Origin of the sequence: Microbacterium sp. 71-23 (assembly GCF_001897265.1) — a bacterium.
Lineage (GTDB): Bacteria > Actinomycetota > Actinomycetes > Actinomycetales > Microbacteriaceae > Microbacterium > Microbacterium ginsengisoli.
Genome location: NZ_MKSL01000047.1, coordinates 1 through 19,381, shown reverse-complemented (window position 1 = coordinate 19,381; position 19,381 = coordinate 1). Strand labels below are relative to the sequence as shown.

The 19,381-nt window shown below is 69.7% G+C and carries 13 protein-coding genes; 2 read left to right on the top strand and 11 right to left on the bottom strand.

The window, feature by feature from the left end:
• Window positions 1–34: 34 nt before the first annotated feature.
• The 3 genes from BGO15_RS13555 to BGO15_RS13545 all read right to left on the bottom strand — a co-directional run bounded on the left by BGO15_RS13555 (window position 35) and on the right by BGO15_RS13545 (window position 2,167).
• Window positions 35–712, bottom strand: a complete 678-nt coding sequence (locus tag BGO15_RS13555) for a hypothetical protein (RefSeq protein WP_056207474.1) — start codon at window positions 710–712, stop codon at window positions 35–37.
• A 65-nt stretch (window positions 713–777) separates the two neighbouring features.
• Window positions 778–1,179: a DUF6121 family protein gene (locus tag BGO15_RS13550; protein WP_056207478.1), complete on the bottom strand. Its 402-nt coding sequence runs from the start codon at window positions 1,177–1,179 to the stop codon at window positions 778–780.
• Window positions 1,180–1,198: 19 nt separating this feature from the next.
• Window positions 1,199–2,167, bottom strand: coding sequence for a hypothetical protein (locus BGO15_RS13545; RefSeq protein WP_056207479.1), 969 nt, complete (start codon window positions 2,165–2,167; stop codon window positions 1,199–1,201).
• 164 nt (window positions 2,168–2,331) lie between these two features.
• On the opposite strand from BGO15_RS13545, the gene BGO15_RS13540 reads away from it, so the two are divergent.
• On the top strand, window positions 2,332–2,943 hold the full coding sequence (locus BGO15_RS13540) for a hypothetical protein (RefSeq protein ID WP_056519053.1): 612 nt from the start codon (window positions 2,332–2,334) through the stop codon (window positions 2,941–2,943).
• Between the two features lie 39 nt (window positions 2,944–2,982).
• On the opposite strand, the gene BGO15_RS13535 is transcribed toward BGO15_RS13540, so the two are convergent.
• From BGO15_RS13535 to BGO15_RS13500, 8 genes are all read right to left on the bottom strand, one after another.
• Window positions 2,983–3,582, bottom strand: a complete 600-nt coding sequence (locus tag BGO15_RS13535) for a hypothetical protein (RefSeq protein WP_056519055.1) — start codon at window positions 3,580–3,582, stop codon at window positions 2,983–2,985.
• A 152-nt stretch (window positions 3,583–3,734) separates the two neighbouring features.
• The gene (rpoC, locus tag BGO15_RS13530) at window positions 3,735–7,610 is read right to left on the bottom strand and encodes a DNA-directed RNA polymerase subunit beta' (protein WP_056519057.1); all 3,876 of its coding nucleotides are present in this window, start codon (window positions 7,608–7,610) and stop codon (window positions 3,735–3,737) included.
• Between the two features lie 41 nt (window positions 7,611–7,651).
• Window positions 7,652–11,149, bottom strand: coding sequence for a DNA-directed RNA polymerase subunit beta (rpoB, locus tag BGO15_RS13525; protein WP_045246825.1), 3,498 nt, complete (start codon window positions 11,147–11,149; stop codon window positions 7,652–7,654).
• Window positions 11,150–11,809: 660 nt separating this feature from the next.
• On the bottom strand, window positions 11,810–13,750 hold the full coding sequence (locus BGO15_RS13520) for a glycogen debranching N-terminal domain-containing protein (RefSeq protein ID WP_056207486.1): 1,941 nt from the start codon (window positions 13,748–13,750) through the stop codon (window positions 11,810–11,812).
• 51 nt (window positions 13,751–13,801) lie between these two features.
• A complete protein-coding gene (locus BGO15_RS13515) occupies window positions 13,802–14,551 on the bottom strand; it encodes a Type 1 glutamine amidotransferase-like domain-containing protein (RefSeq protein WP_056207487.1) in 750 nt (249 codons plus the stop codon).
• Window positions 14,548–15,351: a carbohydrate ABC transporter permease gene (locus tag BGO15_RS13510; RefSeq protein ID WP_235557407.1), complete on the bottom strand. Its 804-nt coding sequence runs from the start codon at window positions 15,349–15,351 to the stop codon at window positions 14,548–14,550. The genes BGO15_RS13515 and BGO15_RS13510 overlap by 4 nt, the downstream gene beginning before the upstream one ends.
• 53 nt (window positions 15,352–15,404) lie before the next feature.
• Entirely contained in the window at window positions 15,405–16,532 is a 1,128-nt protein-coding gene (locus tag BGO15_RS13505) for a carbohydrate ABC transporter permease (RefSeq protein ID WP_056207489.1), read from the bottom strand.
• Window positions 16,533–16,547: 15 nt separating this feature from the next.
• The gene (locus tag BGO15_RS13500) at window positions 16,548–17,804 is read right to left on the bottom strand and encodes a sugar ABC transporter substrate-binding protein (RefSeq protein ID WP_056207491.1); all 1,257 of its coding nucleotides are present in this window, start codon (window positions 17,802–17,804) and stop codon (window positions 16,548–16,550) included.
• 209 nt (window positions 17,805–18,013) lie between these two features.
• On the opposite strand from BGO15_RS13500, the gene BGO15_RS13495 reads away from it, so the two are divergent.
• On the top strand, window positions 18,014–19,009 hold the full coding sequence (locus tag BGO15_RS13495; protein ID WP_056519059.1) for a LacI family DNA-binding transcriptional regulator: 996 nt from the start codon (window positions 18,014–18,016) through the stop codon (window positions 19,007–19,009).
• Window positions 19,010–19,381: the final 372 nt, after the last annotated feature.

The window sequence follows — 19,381 nt, the reverse complement described above, 5'->3', positions numbered from 1 at the left end:
GCCCCCGGACGCTTGACACGGCGTTGTGGATGGCTCAGACGAGCGGGGTGGTGCCCCCGGCATCCGCATCGGGATCGGCCCAGAACGGGGCGTCGAGGGTGCGGGTGAGCTCCTCGAGCATCAGCGCGATCTGCGGCTCGACGTACTCGGCGACCGCGGCCTGGATGCGGATGCGATGGTGCAGAAGGATGCTGCACACCTCGCGGCCGACCATGTTCGCGTAGTCGTCGGCGAGGCCGACCTCCTGTCGAAGCGCGGCCTTGGCCTCGTCCGAGAGAGGCGGCAGGCTCGGGACATCCCCGTCGGCCTCGGCGGCAAGCCCCGCGATCGTGAACAGGAACGGCATCCCCGGAACGGGGTCGGGGTCCAGCGGCATGCCCTCGAACTCGGGCTCGAGCCCCTCGGTCGGGCGGTAGGTGCGCTCCCGGTTGCGGGCGGCCTGCTGGTCGAGTTCGGCGTTCAGCAGCGGCAGGTTCTTGGCCGTGTAGTCGGCGACCGCGTGATCGACGATCGCCTTGACCCGGGTCGACAGCCCGTGCTGCACGCCGTGCGGCACGTCCGAGCCGAGACCCGCGGCCGACAGCACCGGCGAGCCGAAGCAGCGTCGGCACGGTGCGGACCGACCCCGATGCGTCGCCGGCTCCCACCGCGGCAGCCAGCGCAGCCAGGCGTCCACCGCCTGGCTGACCTGTGTCTCGAGCGAACGCTCCACAGGAGAACACGGTAGTGCGCCCGACGCCCACGGTCACGGGGCGCGCGGTGCGGCATCCGATCTGGTCAGCCGCGACGGGGAGTGAACACCCGTACCGACAGCGCGGCGAGCGCCGCCGCGCCCGCCACGACGAGTCCGGGCCAGGATGCCGCGGCCCGCCCGACGGCCGACAACGCCACCGCCGGATCGCTCGAGGCGACGAGCACCCCCGCACCGAGAACCACCGCGTAGGAGAGGAAGGCCGCCGCGACGGCGGCCGGCACCGCCACGACCGCTCGCCCGGGCGGAAGGATCACGAGCGCCAGGGCGCCCGCTGCCGCCACGACCGCCAACGCTCCCGGCACCGGTCCGACGCCGCCTGCCGACACCACGTCGACATCGGTCAGCAGCGTGCCGAAGCCGAACCCGCAGACCACCAGCGCCACGAACAGCACCGTGGCCATCGCGACCACGAGGCGCCGCGGCATCCGATCGCTCCGGCGGCGATCAGGCCTGGTGCACGAGCTGGGGACCCGCCTCGAGCGTGCGCTCGTACTCGGCCTGCGCCTCCTCGTTCAGCGCGGTGATGCGACGTCCGCGGGCCGCGACCCACGCCGCGAACCAGATGGTCAGCTCACGACCGGCGATGAATGCGACGACCGAGAGGGGCGTGAGCACGTTGGCCTCGGCGAGCGTGAGGGTCTGGCGTGCCGTCAGCTGCCAGAACGGCGCATCGATGAGCGCACCCAGCACGACGCCGGCCCACGCGGCCACGCCGACGAGGATGCCGAAGATCACCCACAGTCCCCAGCGGGCGCGATTGAGGATCGCCCCGAGGAACCAAAATGCGACGAAGAACGCGGCGATCGGCAGCCAGAACGACCAGCTCGGCAGCAGCGCCAAGGCGGCGGTGCCGACATTGCCGAAGTCGACGGTGCGGTCGACGAAACCGCTGATGAGCGTGGCGACGGCCAGCACCACGCCGAACGCGACAGCCGCGATCAGACCGATGCCACCGGCGGCGGCGCGGTTGCCGCGCGGAAGCGGCGCTTCGGGCGCCTGCACGAAGATCGGGCTCGGCGCGTAGGCGACGGTCGGCGGCTGCTCAGCGAGTGTCGTGGTCTCGGCGGAGTACGCGGCTGCCGGAACATAGGCGGGTTCGGGCGCCGCGGCTGCGGCGGCGACGACCTCGGGACGCTCGTACCACGGGGTCGAGTCCGATGCCGCGGTCTCGGCGACCGGCGCGGGTTCGATGAAGACGGGCTCGGCGGCGGGTTCGACCACGACGGGCTCAGCGGCGACCGGCTCGGCGACGACCGGCTCGACCACGACCGGCTCGGCTGTCGCAGGGGTGTCGGCGGCCGACGCCGGGGCGGCCTCGACGACCGGCGCGGCCTCGGGCGCCGTCTCGACGGAGGCGTCGGAGACCGGCCGCTCCGGTGCGGCGTCGGTGTCCTTCGGGGTGGCGTCGCTCATCAGACCTTGCTCCTCACGCGGACGTGCGTCCGCAAAGCGAGGGTACCGCCGCACCCGCGCGACGCGCCGGAACCACACACCTCCCACGCCACACCGCGACACGATCCGGCGACGGTCCGGGTGTGACGGGCCGAGAGGCGGATGCCGCGGGTTACCCTCCCAGCATGCCCACCCGCCGTCTGCCCGCCGTCGCCCTCCTGCTCGCGGCCGGACTCGCCCTGGCGGGCTGCGGCAGCTACACCGCACCGCCGCGTGCCGTCACGCCGTCACCCGAGGGCTCGAGCGCGACACCGACCGCCGGCGCGACGCCGACGCCGGCGGCATCCGCTCTGGTCACCCCGAGTCCCGAGCCGTCCGCCACCCCCATCGCGATCCCCACCGACTGCCGGTCTCTGCTCACCGCCGACGTGCTGACCCAGCTCGGCAAGACTCCCCTCAACGACCCGGCCGTCGGCGGCGGAGTGCAGGCCGACGGATCGCTCGTGTGCAACTGGCGGGACCCGAAATCGGACACCACCGGCATCAGCACCCGCATCTCGAAGCTCTCGCAGAGCGACGCGGCCACCCTGTTCGCCACGCTGCAGGTCGACCAGAAGTTCGACTGCTACCCCGAGAACGGCGGCTCACGCTGCGGCAAGACCTGGAAGGACGCCACCTACCCCGTCATGGACGGGCGCACCGTGTTCTGGAAGGACGGCGTGCTGCTCGACACCCTCTGGTCGAACCTCGCCCCCACCGGGTACACCGCCGCGATCGTCGCGCACCTCTGGGGCTGACCGCCCCCCACCCGCCGGCGCGGATGCCGCGGCATCCGCTTACTTCGGCCAGATCTTCGCCGCGAACGCCTCGGTGTAACCGAGCGGCCGCCAGTTCGTGAAGGTCGTCGACAGCCACGTCTGCCCCTCGATGACGTCGTCCTCGGTGACCGCCCCGATCGTGCGGGTGCAGCGGGTGCCCTGACCGAACGGCACGCACTGGAATCCGGTGCTCCCCAGCGCCGCGATCGCCACCTGCTCGGCACCCACGGTCACTGTCGAGATCGACGTCACGATCTTCTCGGTCCCACCCGGGCCCGTGAACGCGCACGAGAGCTGCACCTGCGGCGAGAGTGCGCCCACGAGGTCCTTCGCCGCGCTCGTCGGTGCATCCTTGGCCTCCACCAGCTGCACGCCCCGACGCAGCGCCACCGACTGCCACAGCGCATCGCCCAGATACGGCCCGCATCCCGTCGTCGGCAGGGCAGCCTCGGTCGCATCGACCGTCGGCGACGTCGTCGGACGCGACTGGCCGAGCAGCTGCGACACGAACCCCGCGCCGAACGGCAACGCCGGCAGCGCCAGCACGAGCAGCGCGAGCACCACGGCCACCGACAGCAGCCCGATGATCCACGCGATGACCTCGTTGCGTCCACCCACCCGCGCCATCCGCACCTCCCGCCCCCACGGTACGGACCCCGCGGCCGACACGCCGGAAACGGCGCGCGGCGGATGCACCCGGAAACGCCGAAGCGCCCCGGCACGAGCCGGGGCGCTTCGGTCGAGACGGATGCCGCGGCATCCGCTCACTCTCAGTTGTAGGTACCGGGAGCGATGTCGTCCGTCGAGAAGCTGTCGTAGTCGACGTAGGTGAAGTCGGCGTCGCTGTACGCGCCGTCCGACGCGAAGATGCGATTGGGGTACCGCTCGCTCTTCGCCTCCTCCGTGGCCTCCACCGTGACGTTCCGGTACTTCGACAGACCGGTTCCCGCGGGGATGAGCTTTCCGATGATGACGTTCTCCTTGAGACCGACCAGCGGGTCGCGCTTGCCCTCCATGGCGGCCTGCGTGAGCACGCGGGTCGTCTCCTGGAACGACGCGGCCGACAGCCACGACTCCGTCGCGAGCGACGCCTTCGTGATACCCATCAGCTCAGGACGGCCCGACGCGGGACGCTTGCCCTCCGACACCGACTCGCGGTTGATGTCGATGAAGCGACGCGAGTCGACGAGCTCACCCGGAAGGAGTCCGGTGTCGCCGTGGTCGACCACGGTGACCTTGCGGAGCATCTGACGCACAATGACCTCGATGTGCTTGTCGTGGATCGGCACACCCTGCGAGCGGTACACGCCCTGCACACCGCCGACGAGGTACTTCTGCACCTCGCGGGCGCCCTGCACGCGCATGATCTCCTTCGGGTCGAGCGTGCCGACCTGCAGCGGCTGACCGACGGTCACGTGCTGGCCGTCCTCGACCAGGAGCGTCGCGCGCTTGAGCACCGGGTAGACATGCGGCTCGTCGCCGCTGTCGGGCGTCAGGATGACCTTCTTCTGCTTCTCGGTCTCCTCGATCGTGATGCGACCGTCGGACTCGGCGATCGGCGACGCGCCCTTGGGGGTACGCGCCTCGAACAGCTCCTGGACACGCGGCAGACCCTGCGTGATGTCCTCGGCCGATGCCGAACCACCGGTGTGGAACGTACGCATCGTCAGCTGCGTGCCGGGCTCACCGATCGACTGGGCCGCGATGATGCCGACCGCCTCGCCGATGTCGACGACCTTGCCGGTCGCGAGCGAACGGCCGTAGCACTTCGCGCAGACACCGACGGCCGAGTCGCAGGTGAGCACCGAGCGCACCTTGATGGCGGTGACGCCCGCCTCGACCAGGCTGTTGATGAGCACGTCGCCCACGTCGGAGCCGGCCGGGGCCAGCACCTCACCCGACTCCGAGACCGCGTCGGCGGCCAGAGTGCGGGCGAACACCGAGTTCTCGACGTTCGGGTCCTTGATGAGGACGCCGTCGGCGCCGACCGAGGCGATCGGCAGCTCGAGACCCTTGGTCGTGCCGCAGTCCTCCTCGCGGATGATGACGTCCTGCGAGACATCCACCAGACGACGGGTCAGGTAACCCGAGTCGGCGGTACGCAGAGCGGTGTCGGCCAGACCCTTACGGGCACCGTGCGTCGCGATGAAGTACTCCGCCACCGACAGACCCTCGCGGTACGAGGAGATGATCGGACGGGCGATGATCTCACCCTTCGGGTTGTTCACCAGACCACGCATACCCGCGATGTTGCGGATCTGCAGCCAGTTACCACGAGCACCCGAGGACACCATGCGGTTGATGGTGTTCTCGTCGGGGAAGTTGGCGCGCATCGCCTTCTGCACCTCGTCGGTGGCCTCGGTCCAGATCTTGATGAGCTCGGCGCGGCGCTCCGCGTCGGTCGTCAGACCCTTGTCGTACTGACCCTGCACCTTCGCGGCCTGCGTCTCGTAGCCGGCGATGATCTCGGCCTTGTTCGGCGGGGTGAGAACGTCACTCAGCGCCACCGTGACGCCCGAACGGGTCGCCCAGTAGAAGCCGGCGTCCTTGATGCGGTCGAGCGAAGCGGCCACCTCGACGCGCGGGTACTCCTCGGCCAGCTTGTTGACGATCTGCGACAGCTTGCCCTTGTCGGCCTGCTCGCGAACGAACGGGAAGCCCTTGGGGAGGGTGTCGTTGAAGATCGCCTGGCCGAGCGAGGCATCCAGCAGACCGTGGCGCTCGTAGCCCTCGGGCGCCTGGCCCTCGAGGAACGTCAGCCCCGGAACGCGGATGCGCACCTTCGCCTGGATGTCGAGCGTGCCCTCGTCCTTCGCGAGGATCGCCTCGCCGACCGAGCCGAACACGCGACCCTCACCGGCGGCGCCCTCCTTGACCGTGGTCAGGTGGTGCAGGCCGATGATCATGTCCTGCGAGGGCAGGGTCACCGGGCGGCCGTCCGACGGCTTGAGGATGTTGTTCGAGGCGAGCATCAGGATGCGGGCCTCGGCCTGGGCCTCGACCGACAGCGGCAGGTGCACGGCCATCTGGTCACCGTCGAAGTCCGCGTTGAAGGCGGCGCACACGAGCGGGTGGAGCTGGATGGCCTTGCCCTCGACGAGCTGCGGCTCGAACGCCTGGATGCCCAGACGGTGGAGCGTGGGGGCACGGTTCAGCAGCACCGGGCGCTCGCGGATGATCTCCTCGAGCACGTCCCAGACCTCGGGACGCGTGCGCTCGACGGCGCGCTTGGCGGCCTTGATGTTCTGCGAGTGCTGCAGCTCGATGAGGCGCTTGATCACGAACGGCTTGAACAGCTCGAGCGCCATCTGCTTGGGCAGACCGCACTGGTGGAGCTTGAGCTGCGGGCCCACGATGATGACCGAACGGCCCGAGTAGTCCACGCGCTTGCCGAGCAGGTTCTGACGGAAGCGGCCCTGCTTGCCCTTGAGCATGTCGGACAGCGACTTCAGCGCACGGTTGCCCGTGCCCGTGACAGGACGACCACGACGACCGTTGTCGAACAGCGCGTCGACGGCCTCCTGCAGCATCCGCTTCTCGTTGTTCACGATGATCGTGGGCGCACCCAGGTCGATCAGGCGACGGAGACGGTTGTTGCGGTTGATCACGCGACGGTAGAGGTCGTTGAGATCGGATGTCGCGAAGCGGCCACCGTCGAGCTGCACCATCGGACGCAGCTCCGGCGGGATCACCGGAACGACGTCGAGCACCATGGCGGCCGGGCTCATGCCCGTCGACAGGAACGAGTTGACGACCTTCAGGCGCTTGATCGCGCGGATCTTGCGCTGGCCCTTGCCCTCGGCGATCTGCAGGTGCAGGTTGTCGGCCTCGGTCTGCAGGTCGAACTCCTCGAGGCGACGCTTGATCGCCTCGGCGCCCATGTGCGCCTCGAAGTACTGGCCGAAGCGGTCGTAGAGCTCGTTGAAGACCTCGTCCTCGCTCTTGAGCTGGCCGACAGCGAGCGTGCGGAACTCCTCCCACACGCGCTCGAGCTTGGCGATCTGCTCGTCCGCATTCTTGCGGATCGTCGCCATGTCCTTCTCGGCGGCGTCCTTGACCTTCTTCTTCTGGTCGGCCTTCGCACCCTCGGCCTCGAGCGCGGCGAGCTCCTCCTCCAGCTTCGCGAGACGGGTCGCGATGCGGGAGTCACGACGATCGGCGATCGTCCTCAGCTCGTTGCGGATGTGGCCCTCGTGCGTGGGCAGGTCACGGTGACGAGCGTCTTCGTCGACCGAGATGACCATGTACGCGGCGAAGTAGATGACCTTCTCGAGGTCCTTCGGCGCCATGTCGAGCAGGTGCCCGAGACGCGAGGGAACGCCCTTGAAGTACCAGATGTGCGTGACCGGGGCGGCCAGCTCGATGTGGCCCATGCGCTCACGGCGGACGGAGCTCTTGGTGACCTCCACGCCGCAACGCTCGCAGACGATGCCCTTGAAGCGCACGCGCTTGTACTTGCCGCAGGCGCACTCCCAGTCGCGGGAGGGGCCGAAGATCTGCTCGCCGAAGAGCCCGTCCTTCTCGGGCTTCAGCGTGCGGTAGTTGATGGTCTCGGGCTTCTTGACCTCACCGAAGGACCAACGACGGATGTCGTCGGCGGTGGCCAGGCCGATGCGAAGCTCATCGAAAGTTGTTGCGTCGAGCACGAATTCTCCTGTGTCGAAATTCAGTTCTTGCCTGGCCGGGTTCAGATCTCGTCGATCGACGAGGTCTCGAACCGGGTGGAGATGTTGATGCCGAGCTCCTCCGCCGCGCGGAAGGCGTCGTCATCCGTGTCGCGGAGGTTCACCGCCGTGCCGTCCGCCGAGAGCACCTCGACGTTCAGGCAGAGCGACTGCATCTCCTTCATGAGCACCTTGAACGACTCCGGGATGCCGGGCTCCTGGATGTTCTCGCCCTTGACGATCGCCTCGTAGACCTTCACGCGGCCGAGGATGTCGTCGGACTTGATGGTCAGGAGCTCCTGCAGCGCGTACGCGGCGCCGTAGGCCTCGAGGGCCCACACCTCCATCTCACCGAAGCGCTGGCCACCGAACTGCGCCTTACCACCCAGCGGCTGCTGCGTGATCATCGAGTAGGGGCCGGTCGAGCGGGCGTGGATCTTGTCGTCGACCAGGTGGTGCAGCTTCAGGATGTACATGTAGCCGACCGAGATGGGCGCCGGGAACGGCTCGCCGGAGCGGCCGTCGAACAGCGTGGTCTTGCCCGAGCGGTCGATGAGGCGGTCGCCGTCGCGCGTCGGGTTCGTCGAGTCGAGCAGACCCGCGATCTCCTCCTCGAACGCACCGTCGAACACGGGGGTCGCGACCTTCGTGTTCGGCGCGGCCTCGAACGCGGCCTTCGGCAGCTGGGCGGCCCATTCCGGGGTGCCCTCGACCTTCCAGCCCTGCTTCGCGATCCACCCGAGGTGGGTCTCGAGCACCTGGCCGAAGTTCATGCGGCCGGGGATGCCGAGCGGGTTCAGGATCACGTCGACCGGGGTGCCGTCGCGGAGGAACGGCATGTCCTCGACCGGGAGGATCTTCGCGATGACGCCCTTGTTGCCGTGGCGGCCCGCGAGCTTGTCGCCCTCGGTGATCTTGCGCTTCTGGGCGATGTAGACGACGACGCGGCGGTTGACGCCCGAGCCGAGCTCGTCGTCGCCCTCCTCGGCGTTGAACTCCTTGACCGCGATGATCGTGCCCTGCTCACCGTGAGGAACCTTGAGCGAGGTGTCGCGCACCTCGCGGCTCTTCTCGTTGAAGATGGCGCGCAGCAGGCGCTCCTCGGCGCTCAGCTCGGTCTCGCCCTTCGGCGTGACCTTGCCGACGAGGATGTCGCCGGGACGCACCTCGGCGCCGATGCGGATGATGCCGCGCTCGTCGAGGTCCTTCAGCAGGTCGGGGCTGACGTTGGGGAGGTCACGGGTGATCTCCTCCTTGCCGAGCTTCGTGTCGCGGGCGTCGACCTCGTACTCCTCGATGTGGATCGAGGAGAGGGTGTCGTCCTTCACGAGGTCCTGGCTGAGGATGATGGCGTCCTCGAAGTTGTGGCCCTCCCACGTCATGAACGCGACCAGCAGGTTCTTGCCGAGAGCGAGCTCGCCGTTCTCGGTGGCGGGGCCGTCGGCGATGACCTCGCCGGCCTCGATGCGCTCGCCGGCCGAGACGACCACGCGCTGGTTGTACGACGTGCCCTGGTTCGAGCGGTCGAACTTGCGCAGGAAGTAGTCCTGCGTGCCGCCCTCGTCGAGCTGGATGGTGACGACGTCGGCCGACACCTCGAGCACGACACCCGACTTCTGCGCGGTGACCACGTCACCGGCGTCGATGGCCGCGAAGCCCTCCATGCCGGTGCCGACCACGGGCGACTCGCTGCGCACGAGCGGCACGGCCTGGCGCTGCATGTTCGCACCCATGAGGGCGCGGTTGGCGTCGTCGTGCTCGAGGAACGGGATGAGCGAGGTCGCGACCGACACCATCTGGCGGGGCGAGACATCCATGTAACCGATCTCGTCGGCCGGGAACAGGTCGACCTCGCCGCCGTCGCCACGACGGGCGAGGACGCGGTCCTGCGAGAACGTGCCGTCGGCGTTCAGCGGGGTGCTGGCCGGGGCGACACGGAACTCGTTCTCCTCGCTGGCGGTGAGGTAGTCGATCTGCTCGGTGACGCGGCCCGCGACGACCTTGCGGTACGGGGTCTCGATGAAGCCGAACGCGTTGATGCGGCCGAAGGTCGCCATACGGCCGATCAGACCGATGTTCGGGCCTTCCGGCGTCTCGATCGGGCACATGCGGCCGTAGTGCGAGGGGTGCACGTCGCGCACCTCGACGCCTGCGCGCTCACGCGACAGACCGCCGGGGCCGAGCGCCGACAGCGTGCGCTTGTGGGTCAGACCCGCGAGCGGGTTGTTCTGATCCATGAACTGCGACAGCTGCGACGTCCCGAAGAACTCCTTGATCGCGGCGACGACGGGGCGCACGTTGATCAGCGTCTGCGGGGTGATGGCCTCGATGTCCTGCGTGGTCATGCGCTCGCGGACGACACGCTCCATGCGGGACAGACCCGTGCGGACCTGGTTCTGGATCAGCTCGCCGACCGCGCGGATGCGACGGTTGCCGAAGTTGTCGATGTCGTCGACGTCGATGCGGATGTCGGCCGGCTTACCGGCGCGCACACCCTCGAAGGTCTTGTCGCCGCGGTGCAGTGCGACGAGGTACTTGATGGTCGCGACGATGTCGGCGACCGTGAGCACCGAGTCGGTGAGCGGCTTGTCGATGCCGAGCTTCTGGTTCAGCTTGTAGCGGCCGACCTTCGCGAGGTCGTAGCGCTTCGGCGAGAAGTAGAAGTTGTCGAGCAGCGCGCGAGCGGCCTCGGCGGCGACCTGCTCGCCCGGACGCAGCTTGCGGTAGATGTCGCGGAGGGCGTCTTCCTTGGTGAGGATGGTGTCCTTCGAGAGCGTCTCGGCGATCGAGTCGAAGCCGGCGAACTCGGTCAGGATGTCCTCGCTCGTGAGGCCCAGGGCCTTGAGGAAGACGGTGACCGACTGCTTGCGCTTGCGGTCGATGCGCACACCCACCTGGTCGCGCTTGTCGATCTCGAACTCGAGCCAGGCGCCGCGGCTGGGGATGACGCGCGCGGACACGATGTCCTTGTCGCTGGTCTTGTCGGCGACCTTGTCGAAGTAGACGCCCGGCGAGCGGACGAGCTGCGAGACGACGACGCGCTCGGTGCCGTTGATGATGAACGTGCCCTTGTCGGTCTGGAGCGGGAAGTCGCCCATGAAGACCGTCTGCGTCTTGATCTCACCGGTCTGGTGGTTCATGAACTCGGCCTCGACGTAGAGCGGGGCGGCGTAGGTCTTGCCGCGCTCCTTGCACTCCTCGATGGAGTACTTCTCGGGCTCGAGGTACGGGTTGGTGAAGCTCAGCTGCATCGTCTCGCTGAGGTCTTCGATCGGCGAGATCTCCTCGAAGATCTCGTCGAGGCCGCTGCGCTCGGGCACATCGGTGCGACCGGCGGCCTTGGCCTCGGCGACCCGCGCCTTCCAGGTGGTGTTGCCGACGAGCCAGTCGAACGACTCGGTCTGCAGCGCCAGCAGGTCGGGGACCGTCAGCGTGTCGTTGATCTTCGCGAACGAGAGGCGCGAAGCCGCGCGTCCGTTCTTGGGGGTGGTGGGGGCGGATGCGTTGGGCGCGGCAGCCAAGGGGTAACCTCCAGAGGCCCGATACGGGGCTCATCGTCCTTGTCGTCAGGTGGAGTGCTCTCTCCCCCGGTCTCGCACCGCACGCCGCTATCTGCGGGGGCACGAGCGCAGCAGCCGACCACCATATGAAGGCAGGGGGAGACAGAGCGCAACTACTGACTATACGTCGTTCTGGGCGACATGTCCAGCACGATTCTTGACGAGTTTCGGTTGCTGCGGTATAACCGCGCGTCGCTCCTCGGCGCGCCTCCCCCTCCCCGCCCGTCCTCCGCGCACCCTCGCACCTCACTCAATGCCGCGCGCCCTCCCAGCCCGCCCAATGCCGCGCGCTCCCGCGCCTCCTTCTCTGCCGCCCACCCACCCGACGCTCTCGAGGCGCTCTAGCGGCGCTCTCGCGGCGCTCTCCCGCGCTCACGCCGCGCGCTCTCCCCACGCTCACGCCGCGCTCTCCCACCCCCTCGTTTCGCCGAATCCACTCTTCGTCGGCGAATCCATGCCTCACGCACGTGCAGGGCGGGTGGATTCGGCGGGGAGAGATGGATTCGGCGAGGTGGGGTGGAGGCAGAGGGTGGGGTGGGGGTGGACGGTGGGACGGGCGGTGCGGGCGGGGGACGAGGGCGGGGCGGGGGCGGGGCTGGCGGGCGTGGGGCTGGCGGGCGGTCAGGATGCCGCGGCCGCCGCCCGCGCGGCGTGCACCGCGATCGCGGCCGCCGCCGACCAGGCCTGCGGGCGACACGAGGCCGGGTAGGGCACCGGGGACGCCACCGTGTCGGATCCGTCGCCGGCGTGGAGCTCCGGCATGCGGTAGTCGAACGCGACCGCCGCCGCGAGCAGTCCCTGACCGAGTACGGCCGCCTCGGCGTGGAAGCCCTCCGCCGCGAGCCCCGCGATCACGATCGCGGTGTCGTGGGTCCAGACGCTCCCGCAGTGATAGCTGAGCGGCCAGTAGCCCGCGGCATCCGTCGACATCGTCCGCAGTCCGAAGCCCGACGACATGTCGGCGCTGACCAGATGGGCGGCGACCGCCGCGCTCTGCGCCTCGGTGAGGATGCCCGTGCCGAGCAGATGCCCGATATTGCTCGTGACCGCGTCGACGCGCCGCTTGTCGGCGTCGAGCGCGATGGCGGGGTAGCCGCCGCGCGCGTCGTCGATCCAGAACGCGGCGGCGAAGCGCTGCTTCATCTGCGCGGCCCACGCGCGCCACTCGTCGCCGTCCGCGCGGCCGAACTCGTCCAGCAGGGATGCCGCGGCCAGCGCCGCCTCGTAGGCGTAGCCCTGCACCTCGCACAGCGCGATGGGGCCGGTCGCGATCGTGCCGTCGTTCCAGCGGATCGAGTCGCCGGAGTCCTTCCAGCCCTGGTTGGCGAGGCCGCGTCCGGACTCGTCGATGTACTCGAGGAAGCCGTCTCCGTCGCTGTCGGCGTGGTCGCGCAGCCAGCCGAGCGCACGGTCGAGGGTGGGCAGCAGCGCCTCGACTTCGGGCCGCGGCATCCCGGCGACGAAGGCGTCGTGCAGCAGGGTGATCCACAGCGGGGTCGCGTCGACCGTGCCGTAGTAGAGCGGAGGCAGCGAGACGTTCTCGCCGGGGATCTCGTTCTGCACCGCGCGCAGCTCGTGCATGATGCGGCCGGGCTGCTCGGATGTCTCGGGGTCGGTCTTCGCACCCTGGTAGCCGGCCAGCACACGCAGTGTCGATGCGGCCAGCTCGTGCCCGAGGGGCAGCGCGAGGCGCGCGGCCCACAGCGAGTCACGGCCGAACAGGGTGAAGAACCACGGCGCCCCCGCGGCGAGGAAGACGTCGTCGGGGGAGGCGACCGTCGCCATGCGCAGCGCCTCGAGGTCGCCGGTCGCGCGGGCGACCCAGCGGTCGAGGCGGTCGTCGCCGCTCGGGGCGAGCGCGCGCCAGTTGGGCGGCTCGGCGGCTCCGCGCACGACGGCGGCCGTGTCGGAGGCGGACACCCGCCACACCAGTTCGGCCGCGCCGCGGGGGTCGGCCGCGGCATCCCAGACTATCTCGACCTCGCCGTCGCCGGCACCGTCGACGAGGCGCGCGCCGGACACGGCGATCTCGGCGCGGGCGGTGTCGCGGCTCAGCACCGCGACGCCGTCGCCGACCTCGCGGACCACCGCGGTACGGTCGCCGCCGAGACCCGCCTTCACCTCGTGCAGCTGCGCGAAGTCGCCGGCGAGGGCGAGTGTCACCCGCGCCGCCACGGGCTCGTCGAGCCCGTTCACGATCCGGATGCGCTCGGTCATCCCGCCGGGGGTCACCGAGCGGGTCACCTCGACGCGCACCCGCGGGTCGGCGGTCGCGTCGTCGAGCCCGCGGGCGAGCGCGATGAACGCGAGGGACGCGGCATCCCGATGCTCGGTCGCGATCGGCTCGATCGCCGACCCGTCGATGCCCAGCACGATGCGGTCGAGCACCCGAACGTCGGAGTGGTACAGCCCGTGGATGGGACGCTCCCCCACCGTCCCGCTCGGCGACGACCACACCTGCGTGGGCGCGGCGAGCGCGACCACACTGTCGTGCAGCAGCGGCTGCAGGGGGGCGGACGGGATGGACGTGTCGGCGGCCTGCACGCGGACGTCGGTGGTCATGAAGAGGGTGCCTTCCGGTCGGACGGGAGAGAGAAGAATCGGATGCCGCGCTCAGCCCGCGGCGCGCAGAGCGCCGAGCACGCGAGGCTGGATCGGCTGCGGGTGCACGTCGCCGGCGGCGTCGCGCTCGATGCGCCACACCGCGCCGCCGGGCCGCTCGGCGATGACGTCGACGAGCTCGGTGCCGCGGTAGACGAGGCCGGTGCCCTCATCGAGCGCGTACCCGGCGGGGAGCTCGCCCGCCGCGATCGCGGCCTCGTGCACCACGCGCCGCGTCGGGTCGGAGTCGTAGTGCACGGCGAGAGAGCCGGGCACGAACGCCAGTCCGTCGGCGAGCACGTCGATGCCGGGACCGCGCGACGAGGTCGTCGCTCCGGCATGCCAGCACAGGGCGCCCGCCGAGCCGCCCGCCAGCACCACGCCGGCACGCCACGCCTCGTCGAGGATCACGTCGAGTCCGTGCAGACGCCAGAGCGCCAGCAGGTTCAGCACGCTGCCCCCGCTGACCCAGATGACGTCCTGGGCGAGCAGGTGCGCGCGCAGGTCGGGCACGTTGGGATGCGGGAAGAGGTGGACGTGCGAGGCATCCACCCCGACCAGTCTCGCCGCCTCGAGCTCGACGCCCTCGATGTGGCGCTGGTCGCCGCCCGCGGTGTTGAGATGAGCGACCCGCGGGCGCCGACCCTCGACGCGGGCGAGCGCGATCGCATGGAGCAGCATCGGGCCGTACGCCGCATCGCTCCACGATCCCGGCACGAACCCGCCGCACGTGGCGACGATCGTCGGATGCCGCGCGGTCACTCCTTCACCGCCCCGTCGCTGGAGTTCATGATGCGGCGCTGGAAGATGAAGAACAGCACCGCCACCGGGATCGTCATGAGAGCCGCCGCGGCCAGCTTGATCGGGAACTGGTTGCCCTGCGAGAGCTGGCCGCTCGCGAGCCCCGCGACGCCCTTCGTGAGGGTCGTCAGCGCCGGGCTCTGCGTCGACACGATGAAGTGCGCTAGCTCGTTCCACGACCCCTGGAACGACAGGATGATGATCGTGATGAGCGCCGGACGCGCCATCGGCAGCACGACCGACCAGAACACCCGGAAGCTGCCCGCGCCGTCGATGCGGGCCTGCTCCTCGACGCTCGGCGGGATCGACTCGAAGAAGTTCTTCATGATGAACACGCTCGCCGCGTCCGCCAGCAGCGGCACGATCATGCCCGTGTACGAGTCGTAGATGCCGAGCTGGTTGATGACGAGGAACTTCGGGATGAGGAGCACCACCGTCGGCACCGACATCACCGCCACCAGGGCGGCGAACACGACGCCGCGCCCCGGGAAGCGCAGGCGCGCCAGCGCGTAACCGGCGAGGGAGGCGAAGAAGGCGCGTCCGAGGGTGACGAAGACCGTGACGATCGCGGAGTTCATGAACCACACCGGGAAGTCGGAGTTCGCGAACAGGGTCGTGAAGGCCTGGGTGGTGAACGGGTTGGGGATCAGCGAGACCGGGTTCGCCGTGGCATCCTCATCGGTCTTGAACGCCGTCGCCACCTGGATCAGGAACGGGGCGATGTAGACGATCGCGAGCGCGCTCAGCACGACATAGGTGATCGGTCCGCCGAGGCGGAAGCTGCGACGGGCGCGACGAGCGGCGGTGGCGACGCTCACGAGCGACCCCCCTTCTCGATGACCGCGCTCTCGACGACCGCGCTCTGGACGACCGCGCTCTGATAGAGGCGCATGCGGCGGCGGGACACCTTGCGCTCACGCAGCACCCAACGCTGCAGCAGCGTCAGCACGACGATGATGACGAACAGGATGAACGCGATCGCCGCACCCTGCCCCCACTCCTGGTTGACGAACGAGCTCTGATAGGAGAGGTACGCGGGCGTCAGCGTGGTCTTGCCCGGGGCGCCCTGCGTGCCCGTGTAGATCTGGTCGAAGACCTGCCAGCAGCCGATCAGGCCGAGCGTCAGCACCGTGAAAAGGGTCGGACGCAGCTGCGGGAGGGTGACCTGCCAGAAGCGCTGCCAGCCGTTCGCGCCGTCCATGATGGCCGCCTCGGTCACGTCGCCGGAGAGGTTCTGGAGCGCCGCGATGAACAGCAGCATGAACGTGCCGCTCGTCGTGAACACGGCCATGATGATGAACGCCGACATGGCGACCGACGGGCCGCCCAGCCAGTTCCACCAGGAGACGCCGAGGAACGTGTTGTCGGTGAGGGCCGCCGGCCCCTGGGTCACGCCGAAGACGCCCAGCAGGTTCTGCACGATGCCGTGCGGGTCGTTGAACCAGTTCGGACCGTGGATGCCCACCCACGAGAGCACCGCGTTGACGGCGCCCGTCGCCGAGAACAGGAACAGCCAGAGCACGGTGATCGCCACCGAGCTCGTGACCGACGGGAAGTAGAACGCGGTGCGGAAGAAGCCGCGCCCGCGCAGCACCTGACGGTTCACGAGAACCGCCAGTCCCAGCGCGACGGCCGTCTGGATCGGCACGACCAGCAGCACGTACCAGGCGTTGTTCTTCAGCGCCATGCCGAAGTCCTGCGTGGCGAGGCCGCCGCCGGTGAGCAGCTGCGCGTAGTTGTCGAGCCCGACGAAGTGCACGCCGGACGAGAAGGGGCTGCCCCGGCCGCCCCAGTCGGAGAAGCTCACCCACAGCGCCATGAGGACGGGCACGCCGAGGAAGAGGCCGAGCAGGATGACGACCGGGGCGGTGAAGATCCACCCCGAGGCGGCCTCACCGCGCCGGAGCGCGGAGCGGCGAGGCCGACTCGTGGTTGCGGACATGATGGCGGATGCCCCTTACTTGGCCAGCAGCGCCTGCAGGTTCGTCTGCGTCGCGTCGAGGATCGTCTGCGGGTCGCTCGTGGCGAGGGACTCGAGCTTGCTGTTGAGGTCGGTCACGACGTCGGCCGAGCCCTTTGCCGTCGGCACGCCCTTGGCATAGGAGGCGGCGTCGAGGAACGGCACCAGCGCCGCGTTCTCGCTCTTCCACTCATCGGCAGCCGAGGTGATCGACGGCATGACGCCGAACGCCTTCGAGAACGCCAGCTGGCTGTCCTTGCTGGTCAGCTGCTCGACGAGCTTGAGTGCGGCGGCCTGGTTGGGGCTGTCGGCGGCGATGCCCCAGCAGTTCGTGAACTGCAGGGTGCCCTGCCCAGCGGGACCGGCGAGAAGCTCCACGACCTTGTACTTCACGTTCGGGTAGTCGGAGCTCATGGCACCCGTAATCCAGTTGCCCTCGATCGTCATCGCGGCCAGACCCTTGCCGAAGGCCTCACCGCCCCAGCCCGCGCCGAGGTCCTTGGCGTACTTCAGCTCGCCGCCGTTGAGCAGCTGCTTGACGTAGTCGAGCGCCTGCACGTTCGCGGTCGAGTTGGCGGTCGCCTGCGTCGAGTCGTCGTTCATGAGGTTGCCGCCGGCCTGCACCATGAAGGAGCCGATGCGGGCGTACTCGCCCGAGATGCCGAGACCGACGTGACCGGCGGTCGTGAGCTTCTTGGCCACGGCGGTCAGGTCGTCCCACGTCTTCGGGTAGTCGGAGTCGGTGAGGCCCGCGGCCTGCCACATGTCGGTGTTGACGATCAGCTGCAGCGTGGAGAAGTCCTTCGGCGCGCAGTAGAACTTGCCGTCGTAGGTGAACGAGCTCACCAGGCTCGGGTAGAAGTCGCTCTTGTTGGCGAGTTGGTCGCCGTACGCGAGCAACGACCCGTTCGACGCGTAGCCGGCGAGGGCGTCGGTCGAGAGGTAGAAGACATCGGCCGGCTTTCCGGCGGCGAAGCCCTGCGACAGCTGCTGGCTGAGGTTGGATGCCGCGACCACGGTGGCCTTGGTGCCCGAGCTCTGCGACCAGCTGTCGACGGCGGCCGTGACGGCCTTGGTCTCCGCGTCGCCCGACGAGCCGATCATGACCGTCAGCGGGTCGTTCGACGAGGTGAGGGTGCCGGACCCGCTCGTGGAGCTTCCCGACGAGAATCCCGACCCGCAGGCCGTGAGGCCGAGGGTCGCGGTGGCGGCGAGGGCGACGAACGCCAGGCCGCGACGTGCTGTAATGCGCATGTGATCTCCTTGTGTCCGCCCATCCATCCTCGGATGAGTCGAGAGCGTCAGCTGCTCTGCTGGTTTTGATCGTTCAATTTGAACCATCAAATCCGATCGCTGATAACGTACGAGGCGGGCCGGAGGGCTGTCAAGCGGGTGCGCGGCAGACCCGGACGTGCCTGCGCGACGCGGATGCCGCGGCCCGCGGCATCCGAGAGGGGGACACGATGCACTCGCAGCCGACCGTCATCGATGTCGCAGCCGCCGCCGGCGTCTCCCGTCAGACCGTCTCGAACGTGCTCAACTCCCCCGAGATCGTGCGGCCCGAGACCCGCGAGCGGGTCGAGCGGGCCATTCAGGAGCTCGGCTACCTGCCCCACGCCTCCGCCCGCCGGCTGCGCACCCGACGAAGCTCCACGATCGGCATCCGGCTCGACCACCTCGCCGCCGACGGCATCTCGGGGAGCGTCCTCGACCGGTTCCTGCACGCGCTCACCGAACAGGCCGCCACCCGCGGCCTGCGGGTCATGCTGTTCACCGCCGCCGACGCCGACGACGAGATCGCCCAGCTGCGACGCCTCAGCGACGGCGCGGACGTCGACGCGTTCGTGCTCACCTCGACCGTGCACGACGACCCGCGCATCGACTGGCTCTGGGGCCGCGGCATCCGGTTCGTCGCCTTCGGCAGGCCCTGGGGGCACCTCGACGCGCCGCATCCGTGGGTCGACGTCGACGGGCAGGCCGGCGTGCGCGCCGCGACCGCGCACTTCGTCGCGACCGCCGGACCCCGGGTCGGATACATCGGCTGGCCCACCGGATCGGGCACCGGCGACGACCGGCGCGCCGGATGGGCGAGCGTGATCGCCGAACATGCTCCCGCCGGAATGTCCGCCGACGGCCTGCTCGCCGACCTCGAGATCGACGCCCTCGAAGGCGTCGCCGAAGGCGGACGCGCGGCCCGCGAGCTCGTCGCGCGCACCGACGTCGACGCGATCGTGTGCGCCTCCGACTCCCTCGCGCTCGGCGCGTTCCTCGCCGTCGGCGACACCGTGCCGGTCTGCGGCTTCGACGACACCCCCGTCGCCGTGTCCCTCGGCTTCTCGAGCGTCGAGCAGCAGCTCGGCGAGGTCGCGCGCGCCGTGCTCGACCTGCTCGCCCTGCCCGACGACGCCACCGACGCCCAGGCCCACCGCCTCGTCACCCCGCGCCTCGTCGTGCGGTAGCGGCCGCGCCCTGGTCGGGGGGTGGCGCTGCTGCTCACGGCGGTCGCGGTGCTGCGCGTGGGTGGCGCCGCTGCGCGTGGGTCGCGGTGCTGCGCGTGTGTCGCGCCGCGGTCGCGGGGGTCGCGCTGCTGCGCGGCGGTCGCGGTGCTGCGCCGTCATTCCTCCTCGCCGAGTCCACATCTCTGCGCCGAGTCCATGCGCGGCGCGCGCCGGGCGTGTATGGATTCGGCGCGATGACGTTGATTCGGACCGGGGGTGGGTCGCGGGGCTGGGGCGCGTCGAGAGTACGCGGCGCGGGAGCTTCAGGGCGCGGAGGGTGAGTCTCTTAGCGTGGTGTCACTTCCCGCGGGGTTTTCGCCGTCGTTGACGTAG